Source organism: Sunxiuqinia sp. A32 (genome assembly GCF_052690465.1).
The window spans coordinates 1-16241 of record NZ_JBQYLI010000013.1 but is presented as its reverse complement, the minus strand read 5'-3'; the positions used below and the strand labels follow the sequence as shown (position 1 = coordinate 16241).

Genomic DNA, 16241 nt, shown 5'->3' with positions numbered 1-16241 from the left:
ATCGTGTTTATGCAAATCTACCTCTATCCTGTTGTGTTCTGTTTTGTATTTTGTATATTTGAATGCTAAACCATTTTTTAAACCTAATAAATGTACACGATGGAAAATAATTCACGGAGGGATTTTCTGAAAAAATCAACAGCACTTGGATTAAGCACCCTAATCATTCCAAACTTCTTAAGTTGCTCAGCCAACGACCGATTAAACATTGCAGTGATTGGTGTTGGAGGAAGAGGAGCCGCCAGTTGGACGCAAGTACCGAGAGAGAGCATCGTCGCGATGTGCGATGTTGATGACCGCATGTCTGCAAAAGGATTTGAAGCTTGCCCGGATGCAAAGAAATACAAGGACTTTAGAGTGATGTTTGACGAAATGAGCAATGATATCGATGCGGTAATTATTGCTACTCCAGATCACACTCACTTCCCTGCAGCAATGGCAGCAATGGAACTTGGCAAACACGTTTTTGTTGAAAAACCATTGGCTCATAATATTTGGCAATTAAGAACGATGAAAAAAGCCGCCAAACATTATGGTATTGTTTCTCAAATGGGAAATCAGGGGCATACGACAAATGGTATCAGACTGGTTAAAGAATGGTACGAAGCTGGAGTTTTAGGGCAAGTGAAAGAAGTCATACGATGGGATGGCAAAATCGATTTTGAACATGATGGCTACTTTGGAAAACCAGAGACCTTTCCTCCTCAAGCGCAAGAAGTTCCAAAAGGTCTGGATTATGATCTTTGGCTTGGCCCAGCAGCAGAACGTCCATTCAATAATCTTTATGCACCGAGAACCTGGCGCGGATTCTATGACTTTGGAAATGGCAAACTTGGAGATTGGTGTTGCCACACTTTGGATGCTCCATTCTGGGCACTGGATCTCGGCTTGCCACATACTGTAAAAGCAGAAATAATTGATCCAATTCCAGATCACAGTTTTGTTGCTGAAGAATCGGTTGTCACCTGGCATTTTAATGCAAGAGGAGACAAAGCTCCCGTGAAGATGCAATGGTTTGAAGGAATTAAAAAACCTGATATCCGACCAGAATGGGGTGTTGATGAAATTCCAAACAGTGGAATGATCATGATTGGCGACAAAAAAACATTGATTACCGGTGGTCGACCAAATGACGCCAGATTACTTGTTCCCGATGAGGAAATGAAAGAATTCCTCAAAAATGCGCCAGCACAAACAATCCCAAGGGTTGGAGAAGAGCAACCAGTTCAAGAATGGATTGATGCAATCAAAAACAACACGCTTCCGGGATCAAATTTTGACTATGCCGCCAGCTTAATGGAGATGTCACAAGTAGGCGTTTTGGCCCAACGTTTTGGAGGAACTATTAAGTATGATGCTGAAAACATGAAAGCTATTGGCCGTCCCGAGCTGGATCCATATATTAAAGAACCTGCCCGTAAAGGTTGGGAATACGGAGAAAACCTTTGGACATAATACCATTAAAAAGAAGTAATATCTGATACAATAGATTACCAAAAAAGGGTAGAATTCGTGATGAATCTACCCTTTTTCTATGCTAATATTTTGCTAAATCTACAATTTCTTTATACGCAACCGCTGGCCTGGCTGAATGCTTCCAGATTTGCCTAAGCCATTTTCCTTAATAATATCATTGTTAGAAATCCCTGGAAATTTCCGCGCAATTGACCATAGGTTATCTCCTCTCCGAACAGTATAGTAAACGTATTGCCCATCCGTTGATGCATATGATCCACCGCCGCCATTGCTTTTAACTGTCTTTCCTTTGAATGCTTGCTTTTCGGCAAAGCTCATGCTGTTTACATCGCTATAATGATCTCCTTGCCCCTGTGGTACATAAATTGCCAACTTCTGCCCAACCCGAATCAGGTTGCGGTAAATATTATTCCAATAGCGGAGGTCAGATATCTTTACATGATACCATTCTGAAATAAATCCAAGATTATCACCAGACTTTACCGTATAGATCAATTTATCCATCCCTTTTATATCGGTAGGATGATAAGCACTTCTACTTTGAGGATTTACAATTTCATTGTTTGGAAAAAATTCCTTCCGATTATGCGCAAAAATATCGTCTTCATAATCAATGAAATCAGCAACCTTTTCAATTGGCATCTTCAATATATATGGTTTGTCTGCCTTTGCCGGAATAATATCCATCCTGTACTGAGGATTCAATGATCTTAATTGCTCTATTGGCACGTCAATTTGCTCGGCTATCTGCTTAAAATGCAAATAATCTCTCACTTGCAAGGTATCAGTAACCAATGGGAAATCCGGATAGTGTGTATGCAGATTATGTTCCTGGTAAAAATTCATAACGTAAGCTGCAGCAATAAATGCAGGTACATATCCCCGCGTTTCTCTTGGCAACCGATAATAAATAGTCCAATAGTCCCTTGCTCCTCCAGACCTGCGTATCGCTTTATTTACATTTCCAGGACCACAATTATAAGCTGCAATAACCAAGTGCCAATTCTTATATATCTTATAAAGATCGCTCAAATAACGGGCAGCTGCATCAGTTGCCTTTACCGGATCCCTTCTTTCATCCACAAAAGTCCCAATCTCTAACTTATACATTTTACCGGTTCCATACATAAACTGCCATAATCCAACAGCATTAGCACGTGAACGTGCGACCGGATTCAATGCAGATTCAATAATTGCCATGTATTTCAACTCCATAGGCAAATCATACTTATCCAATACTTCTTCAAAAATTGGGAAGTAGTAATTTGCCAGGCCCAACATAACTTCTACCTGATCACGTCTGCGTTGAGTATAAAGCTCGATAAAATTCTTAACTGTTTTATTAAAAGATAAATCCACATATGATTCAATCGATTGAAGTCGCTGAATATAAATTGAATCCGGCAATGAAACAATTTTGCTGCTGTCAACTTCCAAAGTATTATCATCCAGCACAAAAGCATTCTGGATATACCAAGAATTCAGCATGCTATCGATTTTTTCAGCAAATATATCATTCAGGTTTTCAACCGGATCAACATACTTTTTCTCGTACCCGTTCAAAGTATCAAGCTGTACTACCTGGATAGTTTTCAACCTCCGAATGTTCTCCTTCTTAGTACTTAATGCAAGTACATTTACACTTATTAAGACAGCAATTATTAAGCTTGTAATTTTCATTTTTCTCATAATCTTTCCCTAAAATCTAATCCTGCAATATATGCCCGCCATTGGTTTATTTGCACAATATACCGGGCCTGGTGCCCACTTAAAAGATAAATCATCACTAATATCAAAATCAAAAAAATGTGCATCAACACTCGCATCAATAATATTTATCGCGTAAAACGCAGCTGTTGAAATAATAACCATATCGCGATTTCTCCGAGAATAATCCTTTGCCCTTTTTATCCGGTCTCCCAATTGTTGAAGCTGACTAGGATTATCAAAATCATACCTTCCCTCCAGATCAAGATGCTTAAAGGAATTTGTATTGGGATCATCATCGATTATATCAGCATAAGCTTGCCTATAAACAACATATTGGTCATTATTCCAATCAATAAAATATCCAAAAGCTGCAAAACCTATATAGATTAACGGAGCTTTCCAATATTTCTTGTTGTATATCTGTCCCAAACCCGGCAACACTGCAGAATAAATAGTTGCTTTTCGGGGTGAATGATCCAACTTCTCACGATATACCAACACACTATCGGCATTCGTAACTTGCTGAGCAGATGCACAAAATCCTGTTAAAACAAACAGGATTGAGAATAAAGCTATTTTTAAGTAGTTCAATTTTCTGTTTTTTATGGCCTTTTCCTCTAGTCTTTTAACTTATCCAAAATACCTATGATACGTTCAAGGTCTTTAGGCGTGCTAAAAGGGATAACGATCTTTCCTTTTCCTTTATTGTTAAGCGAAAAATCAACTTTCGTTTTAAAGAATTTACTTAAGTGTTCTTTTAACTCACCATACTCTTCCGGATGTTTTTCCTTAACAACCGGGGAGCTGTTTGTCTCTTTCTTCTCTGATGAATTCAGATTACGAACAATTTCTTCAACTTTTCTAACGGATAATTCTTCTGAAACAATCAGATCAAAAACTTCCAATTGATCTTCCGGATTTGGTACATTAACCAACGCACGGGCATGTCCCATGGTAATAATTTTCTCAATTATCCCTTTCTGAATCTTCGCTGGCAATTTCAAAAGTCGGAGATAGTTGGATACCGTTGAGCGTTTTTTCCCAACGCGATCACTCAAACTTTCCTGTGTAAGCTTACATTCTTCAATAAGTCGTTGATATGACACAGCGATCTCAATGGCATCCAAATCCTCACGCTGGATATTTTCAACCAAAGCCATCTCAAGCATTCCCTCATCATCAGCAGTACGAACATATGCAGGTACTGTTGTAAGACCAGCTAATTTCGATGCACGAAAACGTCGCTCCCCGGCAATAATCTGATACTTTTCAGGAGTCAACTGACGTAGTGTAATTGGCTGAATAATCCCCACCTCTTTGATAGAAGCAGCCAATTCTCTTAAAGCTTCTTCATCAAATTTAGTTCGTGGTTGATACGGATTTGCTTCTATATTTTCAATAGAGATTTCGTTAATTGACGAACTGGCCTCCATTTTATCGGCATCATCAATCAAAGCACCTAAGCCGCGTCCCAATGCATTTCTTTTTGCCATAATTACAGCGATATTATTCTATTACTTTTTCAGCATTCCTAATTTGAGTCAGGTCGTTTTTTTGTAAAATTTCCCTGGCCAACTCCATGTAACTTACCGCTCCTTTAGAAGAAGCATCGTATAGCACAGCCGGAAGACCGTAACTAGGAGCTTCACTCAACTTAATATTTCGATGAATGAGTGTGTCAAATACCATTTCACCAAAATGAGTTTTCACTTCTTCATAAACTTGATTTGACAGGTTTAAACGAGAGTCAAACATGGTCAACAGGAATCCTTCGATTTCTAATTCAGGGTTCAATCGAGTCTGGATAATTTTTATCGTATTCAACAACTTACCCAGTCCTTCCAAGGCAAAATATTCAGCCTGTACAGGAATAATGATAGCATCTGCAGCAGTTAACGAGTTCACTGTGATCAATCCCAATGAAGGAGAACAATCGATGAAAATAAAATCATAGTCATCCCTGATTTTTTCGATAACCACTTTCATCACTTTTTCCCGATTCGGAAGATTTAGCATTTCAATTTCAGCACCAACCAAATCGATATGTGAAGGAAGTAAATCCAGGTTTTCAATTTCCGACTTCAGGATAATCTTACGGGGATCAATGTCATCAACAATGCACTCATAGATACTTGTTTTAACATTTCGCACGTCAAAACCTATCCCGGAGGTTGCATTCGCCTGAGGATCAGCATCAATAATCAATACTTTTTTTTCCAAAACTGCCATACTGGCCGCCAGGTTAATGGCAGACGTTGTCTTTCCTACCCCACCTTTTTGGTTTGCAAAAGCTATAACTTTTCCCATGTTTTTGTATCCTGAATTTGACAAGTTTCAAAGTTAATATTTTATGCAGAAAATGATTGGATTTTAAGTTTTTTTAATGCGAATCAGCGTAATGATCTGATTTCAATCATCTTAAAACTCAGGGCTTTTTAATCTTCCTTGCTTCCCGCTTCAATCGGTCATAATCGATGGGTACAACACCGGATTTTTCACATACGAGTCCGCCCGCCAAATTTGAAAGTTGTGCCACAAGACGAGTTGATAATCCAGCAGCCAAACACAAACTAGCAACTGCGATCACCGTATCTCCTGCGCCAGACACATCAGCGATATCGCGAATTTCTGCAGGAAAATGATTTTGTTTCACTCCATTGCTAATCAATACACCTAACTCGGCTAAAGTGATAAATATAATTCCAAACTGCCTTTCCTTTTTGATTTTCTCAGCAGCTTTCAATATTTCATCAATATTATTTTTCTCAAGTTTTTGATCAATTCCTTCTTTGAATTCTTTAAAGTTTGGCTTGAACAAGTCAACCTTGCTATAGTCATTGAAATTCCTGTTTTTAGGATCAACAGCAACCAGAATATTTTTAGACTTTGCTAAATCACAAATCTGATCGATTAATTTTGGAGTGATTATTCCCTTATCGTAATCCACGAAAATAAGGATGTCAAAATCCTGAGAATCGACCAATGATTGAACTTTATCAAAAACTATATTTTCCTCTTCAGGAGAAATATAATGTGCATCCTCTTCATCAACACGCGCAATTTGTTGCGTTCCACTTAAAATCCTTGTTTTAAGCGTCGTCTTTCGATTTGAGAAACGAATTATTCCCTCATCACTCAAATTTCGCTTTTCTAAAAGTTCAATAAAAGTGTCTCCGTGCCTATCATCACCAAGAACAGAAACCAAGACAGGAGTTGCCCCCAAAGCTTGCAGATTCAATGAAACATTAGCTGCTCCTCCTAACCGACTTTCTTGTCTGTTAACGGTAACAATTGGAATTGGAGCTTCCGGCGATATCCGATCAATGTTTCCCCACAAATAAGAATCCACCATTGCGTCACCAATAATAAGCGCCTTTACCTTGCTAAATTTCTCAAAAATCTGATCAACCTTCTGTTTGTCCACAAATAGCTTTTTTTAGTTGCTGCTACAAAAGTAGCAAAAAATAGAAGTGTGCAGTTATTTCCCGAATTGATCTTTCTCAAAAAAAGGCCTACATGGGATCAATGTCAGCATAAACAATTAAGTTGGAATTGTTAGGTAAGGACTTAAGCCTGGTAATTTCTGCCTGAATTTCTTTTTTTGCCAATCCTGTTTTATGGTTTTTGGGAAGTTTCACCCAGATTTCTTTTTGATACCAGTTCTGAATTCTGTTAATCACCGGGTATTCCGGCCCCAACACATTCTGGCCAAACCGCTTACGAAGAATCATCGCCAAATGATTAGCCGCCAAATCCAATCGGCTATTATTTTTATGCTTCATTACAATTTTCACCAAGCGATAAAATGGCGGATATTTAAACATTCTCCGATCCTGCATTTGCTGGTTGAAGAACTGCTCATATTTGTTCTCAACGACTTCTTTTAAAACAGGATGATCTGGCTGGTAGGTTTGAATAACCACAGTGCCTTGCTTATTTTTACGCCCCGCCCTTCCACTAACCTGAGCCATCAATTGGAAGGAACGCTCAAATGACCTAAAGTCTGGATAATTAAGCAATTGATCTGCATTTAAAACGCCTACAACTCGAACGTTATCAAAGTCAAGTCCCTTGGTGACCATTTGTGTTCCAACCAAAATATCGAGCTGCCCACTTTCAAATTTATAAATAAGCTGTTCATAAGCTCTTTTTGCCCTTGTGGTGTCCAAATCCATACGGGCAATTCGAGCCTCGGGGAATAAAAGAGACAATTCTTCCTCGATCTTTTCGGTACCAAATCCTTTTGTTCGAATATCCTCAGAATGACACTCGCCACAGTTTTGCGGCAAGCTGGATGTATGTCCACAATAATGGCAAATTAAACTTGATCTGTACTTGTGATAAGTTAAACTAACATCGCAATGCTTACATTTTGGAATCCAGCCACAAGAACCGCATTGTATATATGGCGCAAATCCTCTTCGGTTTTGAAACAAAATGACTTGTTCCTTTTTCCCCAATGCTTCTTCAACCTGATTGTACAATTGAGGTGTTAACAATGATTTCATTGAACGCTGACGAGTTGCCTTTCGAACATCGGCAATAACGATCTCAGGCAACTTAATCCCCTGATATCGTTCATTTAATTTAACTAAACCGTACTTGCCGGTTTTTGTATTCATATAACTTTCAAAGGAAGGAGTTGCCGTTCCCAGCAACACATCGGCTTTGTGGATATTCCCATGAACAACAGCAAGATCACGCGCATTATAGCGGGGAGCCGGATCAAATTGCTTGTAACTATTTTCATGCTCTTCATCCACAATGATCAGCCCTAAATTATTGAAAGGCAAAAGCGCAGCAGACCGAGCTCCTAAAACCAGCTGATAGGCATCGTCCTTTTCTTGAAGAATATTCAACCAAATTTCAACTCGTTCTGCATCATTAAACTTAGAGTGATATACACCAGCTTTATTTCCAAATGCTTTTTTTAACCGACTTATCAGTTGAGTTGTCAATCCTATCTCTGGAACCAGGTAAAGAACTTGCTTTCCTTTTGCAAACTGCTCTTCAATTAGTTTAATGTACACTTCCGTTTTTCCACTAGATGTAACTCCGTGCAGCAGCACAGGCCTGTCCTTCTTGAAATTCTCTTTCAATTCAATCAATGCCTGTTCCTGTGCTTCATTTAATTCATTTATGGTGATTGAACCATTTTCTTCAAAATCCAAACGTCCAATCTCAATATCCTCCAACTGAAGAATGTCTTTATCCACAAGCGACTTTAAAATTCCATCAGAAGAATGACTTTTTTCTAGTAACTCACGTTTGGCAATTCGGGATTTTACATCCGTGTGATATTTTGTTTCAGAAAGAAAAGCTTCCAACAAGCTGGTTTGCTTTTTTGCCCTTTTTATTTGCTCAAATGCCTGTTCCAATTTTTTGGAATCGTCCAGTTTCGGATTAAGACTGACATAGGCTGCAGTTTTTGGTTTATAACTATCTTTCAGTTTTTCCTCTAAAATAATAGCGTTCTTCTCCAATAAAAGCTTTAGTGTTGATAGCGAGGATTTTTTACCAAGAAATTTATTAATCTCACTAATACTGGCAAGTCCGTGTCCTTGCAACATTAGTAATAAAGCTTCTTCATCGCCAGGCAAATCTCCCGGAAATTCAAATTCAGGATTAAACCTAATTTTCGACTGGCTTTCTAGTTTCAAAGCAGATGGCAAAGCCGCTTTATAAACTTCACCAATTGAACAACAATAATACTCCGCAACCCATTCCCATAGAATGAATTGGACATTATTCACAATGGGTTCTCTATCAAGAATCGCATCTAAATCTTTAACTTCAAAATCACCCTCTGGTTTTTTATCTGTAAGCCGATAAATGAGAGCAGAATAAAACTTGCGAACCCCAAACTGAACAACTGCCCGTGTTCCAACTTTTACAGATGGTTCAAGATCAGGAGGTACCCGATAAGTGAACAAATCACCCACCGGAAGAGGCAATATGACTTCAGCATAGATTTCGTTACGCATATCATACAAACATCGGAAAATTTATTGATTTGTGTGAACAGCAAGCTCGCAGGTTGACAATATTCTTTAGACAAATTGATCTCGAAAACACGAATTAAGAACCTGAACCTACCTGAACTAGATCGCCCTCAAATAAGCAGCAACCTTTTCCATCAGCCACTGAGGAGTTGAAGTTGCGCCACAAATTCCGACAGATTCTTTCCCTTCAAACCATTCAGAATTAATCTCCTCAAGATTTGAAACAAAATAACTATTCTTGTTTATTTGCTGACAAACTTCAAATAAGAATTTTGCATTTGAGCTTTTCTTTCCACCAACAAATAAGATCACCTCATGCTCTGTTGAAAAAATCTTCAATCTTGGAACCCGGTTCGAAACCTGCCTGCAGATAGTATCTTTAACTACTAATTTCTTCGAAACCTTCTTCTTCAAAATCTTTCCAAACTGATTGAATTTATCAATCGACTTGGTAGTTTGTGCAAAAAAGTAAGAAGTTTTATCCGGATCAATTTTTTGAAGGTCATCTTCGTTTTCAATTACAATCGCCTCGTCATTTGTTTGCCCGCTTAAGCCCACCACTTCTGCATGGCCGGGTTTGCCGTATAAAATAATTTGTCCTTCTTCCGGCTGTAATTCCTGATAGGCTTTTTTTACGCGTTGCTGCAATTTCAACACAACAGGACAAGTCGCATCTATTAATTCAATATTGTTTTCTTTGGCATATTCATAGGTTGATGGAGGTTCTCCATGCGCACGAAGCAAAACCTTGCAATTTTTGAGAGTGAAGAATTTGTTCCTGTCAATAGTAACCAAACCTAATGACTCCAATCGTTCCACCTCCATCCCGTTATGGACAATGTCTCCCAAACAAAAAAGCTCTTCCTCATTTTTAAGGGTAATTTCTGCCTTTTGGATGGCGTTTACAACTCCAAAACAAAAACCCGACTTTTGATCAATGGTAACTTTCATCCCAAACGCTCTTTCACAATTTCCAGCACCCAGTTTAGTTGCTCCTCCCTTGTAATGTCACTATTATCGAGCAATAGTGCATCATCTGCCTGTTTCAACGGGCTTACTTCCCTCGAGGAATCAATCCGATCCCGTTCCAACACATTTTTCAAAATATCATCAAAATCGACCTGATTCCCCTTCCCTATCAGTTCATCGTACCGTCTCTGAGCCCGAACTTCAGGTCTTGCTGTCATGTAAATCTTCAGCTCAGCATTTGGAAACACGACTGTTCCAATATCGCGTCCGTCCATCACAATTCCCTTGTTCTTCCCCATTTCCTGCTGCAATTTCACCATAGCTTTCCGTACTTCCCGAATGGTCGCTACCGGACTAACATGATTGGCAACAGGTAACTGACGAATCTCATCCTCTACATTCTCTCCATTGAGATAAGTTTCATTCTCTCCAGTAACTGGATTATTTCGAAATTCAATTTTTATTTCATCCAACCGCTTGATCAATCCTTGCTCATCAACTTTACCATCTCCTGCTAATCCATTTCGAATTGCAAATAAGGTAACAGAACGATACATCGCTCCAGTATCAATGTAAATGTAACCAAGTTCTTTGGCAAGCTGTTTTGCAACGGTACTTTTCCCACAAGATGAATGTCCGTCAAAGGCTATAACTATTTTTGAAGATGCCATCGATTAAAATTTAAGGTAAAGATAAACATCAAAAGATCAATTTCGGAAAAGACAGTAGGAAAGTTAATTCACTACGGGGCTAAAATATTATCTTCTTGAATAATCACTATTCAAATTAATCGCAACAGAAATGTGGTTACTTGTAGCAGCCAAATGATAGCGGGCCGATCCGTAATTAAATTGGAAACGATTGATCTTAAACCCAAATCCCCAGGAAAAACCAACGGTAGAAGCTTTATCATCGAACATGAGTTCCTGCCTGCGCTGGTAATTATAACCGGCACGAACACTGAAATTTTCGGAAGGCAGCAACTCAACACCAAGAAGCAAGTGCTGCATGAATTGTTTTCCAAAACCATCCTTCTCTCCCATCAGTTCACCGGTCTCCTCATCTACAAAACGAACTTGTAAATCCCAATCCTGCAAATGCTGCATGGTTGCAGACAATCGAACAGGCGCATGTGCCAATCGTTTTGACAAACCAAATTGCATATCGAAAGGTAAATTCTCTCGGTCTCCATTATCGTAATAGGTAGTTATTTGTGCTCCGATGTTTTTTAATACAAAGCCGAAGCTGGTTAATCGGTCACTACTAACATAAGCAGCTCCCAAATCTATCGCTACACCAAAAGATTGGTAAGCTTCGAACGACGACAAAATTGGTTTCAGAGTGGCACCAGTTCTTATTTTCCCAAATTGTTTTGACCAGATAATATTTAGAGCGTACTCTGCCGCATTAAACGTCCCATTTCGCTGTCCATTCGTTTCAGCATATTGAAAAGTTCCATAATTTATGTAGTGCATTCCCAACGCAAAAGTCCCAATATCACCATAATCTTTTGCATAGGAAGCATAACCAAATTTCACATCATCAAAATAGCTCACATAATTCATCAACAAGTGATTATCCATATCCACATGTAACAATGCTGGATTGTTATATGATACGTTCAAATCTGTGGAATCAGAGATTGCAACCTGATTTCCACCCAGAGCTGCCATCCTCGCAGAGTTAGGTAAATTCAAAAATTCGTAAGTAGACTCACCGCCTAATTGTGCAAACACAGTGTTGGCAAGAAATATTGAAAGTAAGAGAATGCTTATTCTGGTCATCATCGGTAATTGCCGGTTTTAACTTCAAACGCCAAAGTTATTTTTTTATTATTAACAGTAAGTGTAGCCAGTTCCTTTTTTTACTTTATGGTCATCTTAATCATTAATATTTAGTGGGAGTTTAAAATACAATATTTATCTTCACAATAAAAAGCCCAAATTCTGACAATTTAATTATGAAAGCTCTGTTAATCATCGACATGCAAAAAGGGTCATTCATCCCGAAAACTCCCCGCTATGACGCTGTAAATGTAATTGACAGAATTAACCAATTGTCATCCTATTTTCGCGAAAACAATTATCCAGTCATTTTCATTCAACACGATGGGAGCAGATTTGATTGCTATGTTCCCGGGACTGAAGAATGGGAAATAATTCCATCATTAATTCGGGAGGGTGGAGATTATGTAGTTAGTAAAACTGCAAATGATGCATTTTATCGCTCAAAGCTGGACGCGGTTTTAAAAAAATTGGAAGTATCGAGATTGGTAATCACAGGTTGTGCAACTGACTTTTGTGTAGATTCAACGGTCCGCTCTGCATTAAATCATGATTATTATACTACTGTAATTTCAGATGCACACACCACCGCTGACCGACCTCATTTGAATGCCGACAAAATTATCGAACATTATAATTGGATTTGGAAAGAGATGATTCCAACAGAAGGAATTATTGAAGTAAAAAGCTATAACAGTTTCGTTCACAAAAAATAGTTTCCGCCGTAATGAAATTCCAGAATATGTTCGACTCTTTTTCAGGTTTGTAAACAAGTTACATTCAAAAAGAAAACATTTCCATCAAAATTCATTCAGCATAAATTACAAACTGACATATATCTTATTTATTTACCTCCTAAGTGTGTAATTTTTCGGGTTCTAAAAAGACTATTTACATTTAAAACTCAATCACAATTTTTATGAAAAAAGCAGCACTACTACTTGCCTTAGTTCTCTTATCCTCTTCTTTTAGCTGGGCAAAAAAGAAAGATAAAGACACTGAGCAAACGAAAGGCGACACAATTATTACCAGTAGTTTAGTAAGCGGATTAAAATTTCGGAGCATTGGACCAGCGTGGGCAAGCGGAAGAATTGCTGATTTTGCCGTCAATCCGAAAAATCCAAAAGAATTTTACGTGGGAGTTGCCAGTGGTAATGTGTGGAAAACTTCCAATAATGGAACAACCTGGCAGCCAGTCTTTGACAAATACGGTTCCTATGCTATTGGCGATGTAGAGCTAGATCCAAACAATCCAAATATTGTATGGGTGGGAACCGGCGAAAACAACCACCAACGGGCGCTTGGGTACGGCGATGGAATATACAAATCGCTCGATGGAGGAAAGTCCTTTAAAAACATGGGGTTAAAAGAAAGTTTTCAGATTGGTGGAATTGTCATTGATCCAAGAAATTCCGATATAGTTTATGTTGCATGCGAAGGTTCTGCCTGGGGTCCCGGTGGAGAGCGAGGTTTGTATAAAACCATTGACGGTGGAAAAACCTGGGAGCGAATTTTGGAAATCAGCGAAAACACTGGGGTTAATAATATCAAAATGGATCCTAAAAATCCGGATATTCTCTATGCCACTTCTGAGCAACGGAGACGAACTTCATTTACAAAAATTGGTGGTGGTCCCGAATCCTCAGTTTATAAATCTACTGATGCCGGCGCCAATTGGCGAAAAATTACCGAAGGACTTCCGAAGGTTGATATCGGTGGAATGGGGATTGATGTTTCACCTGTTGATCCGAATGTGCTTTATTTAATTGTTGAAGCTGCTGAAGGAAAAGGAGGTTTCTTTCGCTCAACCAACCAAGGTGAAAGCTGGAATAAAATGAGCGATTATTCGGCCAGTGGTCAGTATTATAATGAAATTTATTGCGACCCGAAAGATGTCGACAAAGTATACTCTGTTGAAACTTTTTCAGCATTTACCCTTGATGCTGGTAAGACATGGAAACGCATAAGCACAAAAGGAAGACATGTTGATGACCATGCAATTTGGATTGACCCCAAAGACACCGAACACTTCATGATTGGTGGCGACGGTGGAATTTATGAAACGTGGGACTGCGGAAATACTTTTGATTTTAAAGAAAACCTGCCAATCACCCAATTTTACCGGGTTCATGTTGACAATGAAAAGCCATTTTACAACGTTTACGGAGGTACTCAGGATAACAACTCAATGTTTGGTCCATCTCAAAATACCTGTAGTGATGGGGTTATTAATGACGAATGGGAAATTACGCTTGGCGGTGATGGTTTCTGGCTGGCAACTGATCCTGATGATCCAAATATAGTTTATACTGAATACCAGTACGGAAACCTTTACAGATACGATAAAAAAAGTGGTGAGCGCCTAAATATAAAACCCAGAGAAAAGAAAGGTGAAGAAACTTACAAATGGAACTGGAATGCTCCAATGATCGTGAGTCCACACAATGGGAAACGGCTATATTCAGCAGCAAATAAGGTATTTAAAAGTGATGATCAGGGAAGTACCTGGGAGATAATCAGTGACGATTTAACAAGCCAAACGGATAGAAACAATTTCCCGGTTATGGGCAAATATTGGCCTGCCGATGCAGTTGTAAAAGACGTTTCTACCTCACTATGGGGAACCCTCGTTTCTTTGGATGAATCCCCTGTTAAAGAAGGGTTATTATATGCAGGTTCGGATGACGGTGTAATCTCCATTTCTGAAAATGGCGGAAATAGCTGGCAACTTGTTAAATCTTTCCCCGAAGTTCCACAATACACCTATGTAAGTGATCTTTGTGCCGATAAATTTGACGAAAATACAGTCTATGCATCTTTTGATAATTTAAAAAGAAATGATTTTAAACCTTATATCTATAAAAGTACAGATAAAGGAAAAACATGGACTTCCATCTCTGGAAATCTACCAGAAAACGGTACTGTATATACAATTGTCCAAGACTTCAAACGGCCTGAACTTCTATTTGCAGGGACTGAGTTTGGAGTTTTCTTCACTATTGATGATGGTAAAAACTGGGTTCAACTAAAAGCTGGGTTGCCGACAATCGCAGTGCGGGATATTACAATCCAGGAAGATGAAAGTGATCTTGTTTTAGCAACTTTCGGACGAGGTTTTTATATTCTTAACGATTACAGCCCATTGCGAGAATTAAGTCATGAATTGACTAACGAGGATGCCCATATCTTTGCTATTGAAGATGCGCTAATGTACATTCAGAAAGGCAGTAAAAATAATCAGGGAAGCACATATTTCAAATCGAAAAATCCAGACTACGGAGCAACGTTCACTTATTACCTAAAAGACACTCCAAAATCAAAAAAAGACCTCCGCAAGGAAAAGGAGAAGGAACTATTTAAAGCTGGAAAACCGATCCCTCAACCAACTTGGCGCGAACTGGAACTGGAAAGCCAACAAGAAAATTCGCATCTCATTTTCAGTATTGAAGATGAAGAAGGAAATGTTATCAATCAATTAACAGCAAAACCGTCAAAAGGGATAAACAGAATAACATGGAATTTGAGGTATGCGAATTCTTCTTCTGTAAGAATCAAAGATAAATTCAATCCGATCAGTGATAAACGAGGAAGTGGAATTCTGGCAATGCCGGGAAAATATAAAGTTGGGCTAAAATTGTGGCATGAAGGTGAATTAACCGAGCTGGTTAAACCAGTGGAATTCACCTGTAAAAAACTAAATAACGCCAGCTTACCGGCCACTGACTATTCTGAAAATGTTGATTTTGCTAAAAAACTAAGCAAGTTATCGGTAGCAGTGGTTGGATGTAACAATCTTTTAAGAGAATTAGGTTCAAAGATTGAGTACATTAAAGAAGCCATTTATGCAACTGCGAATGCAAATCAGGATTTAATGGACAGAGCCCGCAAACTTGCTGTTCAAATTGATGAACTTAATTATCAAATGAATGGTGATAAAGCAAAGGCTAGTGGTGAAGAAATCCCTCCTGCACAAGTTCCGTTGTCGAACAGATTAAATTTCATTGCCTATAACCACATGGGATCGACTTCAGGAATTACAACGACAGAAAAAGAAAATTTCGAAATTCTTTCTGCTGAATTTTCTCCGGTTCTGAAACAGCTAAAACAACTTGTTGAACAAGATATTCCAGCCATTGAAGCAGAACTTAATGCGCTAAATGCTCCGTGGACTCCTGGACGTCTTCCTGAATGGAACGAATAATACCAAACTGATACAAAAACAAGAAGAGGCCGTCTCAAAACAAGTTTTTGGGACGGTTTTTTTTTCTTTCTCATTTGGTTTTTTCCTGGTTCTATTTTT

General features: G+C 38.7%; 12 protein-coding genes. 3 read left to right on the top strand and 9 right to left on the bottom strand.

Features of this window, described 5'->3' with window-relative positions; genetic code table 11:
- Nucleotides 1-99 precede the first annotated feature (99 nt).
- The gene (locus ACUNWD_RS13670; protein WP_445588383.1) at nt 100-1455 is read left to right on the top strand and encodes a Gfo/Idh/MocA family oxidoreductase; all 1356 of its coding nucleotides are present in this window, start codon (nt 100-102) and stop codon (nt 1453-1455) included.
- A gap of 99 nt (nt 1456-1554) precedes the next feature.
- On the opposite strand, the gene ACUNWD_RS13665 is transcribed toward ACUNWD_RS13670, so the two are convergent.
- The 9 genes from ACUNWD_RS13665 to porQ all read right to left on the bottom strand — a co-directional run bounded on the left by ACUNWD_RS13665 (nt 1555) and on the right by porQ (nt 11944).
- Nucleotides 1555-3156, bottom strand: a complete 1602-nt coding sequence (locus ACUNWD_RS13665; protein ID WP_445588382.1) for a transglycosylase SLT domain-containing protein — start codon at nt 3154-3156, stop codon at nt 1555-1557.
- Nucleotides 3157-3174: 18 nt separating this feature from the next.
- Complete coding sequence (locus tag ACUNWD_RS13660) at nt 3175-3777, bottom strand: DUF5683 domain-containing protein (RefSeq protein WP_445588381.1); 603 nt, start codon at nt 3775-3777, stop codon at nt 3175-3177.
- Between the two features lie 26 nt (nt 3778-3803).
- Entirely contained in the window at nt 3804-4679 is an 876-nt protein-coding gene (locus tag ACUNWD_RS13655) for a ParB/RepB/Spo0J family partition protein (RefSeq protein WP_445588380.1), read from the bottom strand.
- Nucleotides 4680-4692: 13 nt separating this feature from the next.
- On the bottom strand, nt 4693-5493 hold the full coding sequence (locus tag ACUNWD_RS13650; RefSeq protein ID WP_445588379.1) for a ParA family protein: 801 nt from the start codon (nt 5491-5493) through the stop codon (nt 4693-4695).
- Nucleotides 5494-5611: 118 nt separating this feature from the next.
- Nucleotides 5612-6610: a bifunctional heptose 7-phosphate kinase/heptose 1-phosphate adenyltransferase gene (locus ACUNWD_RS13645; RefSeq protein WP_445588378.1), complete on the bottom strand. Its 999-nt coding sequence runs from the start codon at nt 6608-6610 to the stop codon at nt 5612-5614.
- An 88-nt stretch (nt 6611-6698) separates the two neighbouring features.
- Complete coding sequence (gene priA / locus ACUNWD_RS13640; protein ID WP_445588377.1) at nt 6699-9170, bottom strand: replication restart helicase PriA; 2472 nt, start codon at nt 9168-9170, stop codon at nt 6699-6701.
- A 117-nt stretch (nt 9171-9287) separates the two neighbouring features.
- On the bottom strand, nt 9288-10139 hold the full coding sequence (locus tag ACUNWD_RS13635) for a 4-hydroxy-3-methylbut-2-enyl diphosphate reductase (RefSeq protein WP_445588376.1): 852 nt from the start codon (nt 10137-10139) through the stop codon (nt 9288-9290).
- Entirely contained in the window at nt 10136-10828 is a 693-nt protein-coding gene (cmk, locus tag ACUNWD_RS13630; protein WP_445588375.1) for a (d)CMP kinase, read from the bottom strand. The genes ACUNWD_RS13635 and cmk overlap by 4 nt, the downstream gene beginning before the upstream one ends.
- A gap of 87 nt (nt 10829-10915) precedes the next feature.
- The gene (gene porQ, locus ACUNWD_RS13625; RefSeq protein ID WP_445588374.1) at nt 10916-11944 is read right to left on the bottom strand and encodes a type IX secretion system protein PorQ; all 1029 of its coding nucleotides are present in this window, start codon (nt 11942-11944) and stop codon (nt 10916-10918) included.
- Between the two features lie 173 nt (nt 11945-12117).
- Here porQ and ACUNWD_RS13620 point away from each other — a divergent pair, with 173 nt between their 5' ends.
- Nucleotides 12118-12657, top strand: a complete 540-nt coding sequence (locus tag ACUNWD_RS13620) for a cysteine hydrolase family protein (protein ID WP_445588373.1) — start codon at nt 12118-12120, stop codon at nt 12655-12657.
- A 203-nt stretch (nt 12658-12860) separates the two neighbouring features.
- Entirely contained in the window at nt 12861-16142 is a 3282-nt protein-coding gene (locus ACUNWD_RS13615) for a VPS10 domain-containing protein (protein ID WP_445588372.1), read from the top strand.
- The last annotated feature ends 99 nt before the right edge of the window (nt 16143-16241 follow it).